2 protein-coding genes are annotated in these 1,091 nt (G+C 72.5%); both read left to right on the forward strand.

What is annotated here, in order from left to right; all coding sequences use genetic code 11:
• Positions 1-698, forward strand: a 698-nt coding sequence (locus tag GRF61_RS24155; protein WP_348982477.1) for an alpha/beta fold hydrolase, incomplete at its 5' end; no start/stop codon positions are given.
• 23 nt (positions 699-721) lie between these two features.
• Positions 722-967 carry a hypothetical protein gene (locus tag GRF61_RS24160; protein ID WP_169153158.1) on the forward strand — a complete coding sequence of 82 codons (246 nt, stop codon included), beginning with the start codon at positions 722-724 and terminating at the stop codon, positions 965-967.
• Positions 968-1,091: the final 124 nt, after the last annotated feature.

The following is a 1,091-nucleotide window of genomic DNA, read 5'->3' on the forward strand; positions in this document are numbered from 1 at the left end:
CGCAAGCCCCCTTCGTGCTGCTGCCCGGCTTCATGGCCGACGAAACCCTGTGGCGCGAGATCGAGCCGGCGCTGGCCGCCCGCGCGCCGGTTATCCACGGCAGCCTGCGCGAGGGCGACAGCATCGCTGCCATGGCCCGGCACGTCATCGCCAGCCTGCCGGAGCGCTGCGTGCTGGTCGGCTTCTCCATGGGCGGCTACGTCGCCCGCGAGATCGTGCGCCAGGCGCCGGAGCGCGTCGCCGCCCTGGTGCTGGTCGCCACCTCCGGCCGCGCGGACTCGCCGCTGCAGGCCCAGCGCAAGACGGCGGCGGTGAAGACCGCCCAGGCCGGCATCTTCCGCGGCCTCAGCCCCTCCTCCATCCGCGCCTCGGTGCATGTGGCGCGGGAGAGCGACGCCGGGCTGATAGACGCCATCCGCCAGATGGGCGTGCGCCTGGGCGGCGATGTCTTCTTCCGCCAGTCCCACCTGGTGCGCGACAGCGACCTGCCGACCCTGGCCGCCTTCCGCTGCCCCACGCTGGTGGTCGCCGCCAACCAGGACCGCCTGCGCAGCCTGGACGAAGCCCGCGAACTGCAGGCGGCCATTCCCGGCGCCCGGCTGGAGATCATCGCCGACAGCGGCCACATGATCCCGCTGGAACAGCCCGCCGCCCTGCTGCAGGCGCTGACCCGCTGGCTGGACAGCCTCCCCCGCTGAGGCCCGACGAGATCGCCCCGGCCATGCCCGACTTCACCCTCACCATGGCCGCCCTGGGCTTCGGCTTTGCCGCCTACATGCTGCTCAGCCTGCTGCGCCACCTGCGCCGCAGCCGCGCCTGGCGGCGGGAAGCGGAAGAGACAGGCCAGCGCTGGCGCACGCCGCCGGAGCAACGGGTGATGAGCATGGTGTTCGGGCTGCTGGCCTTGCTGGGGCTGTATGCGGGGATCAGCGCGCTTGGCAGCGCGCTGGGGATGGGGAGTGGCTGAACGGTGGCGAGTCGCGCCCACTCTCCACGCTTCGGATCAGCAAGCTGAGCCGCCTTCCCCCTCATGGAGGGGCTGGGGGAGAGGAGGCAGCGCTTATGGGACTGAAACGTAGCCGCCCCTGCGG

Source organism: Azoarcus sp. TTM-91 (assembly GCF_012911025.1).
Lineage (GTDB): Bacteria > Pseudomonadota > Gammaproteobacteria > Burkholderiales > Rhodocyclaceae > Azoarcus.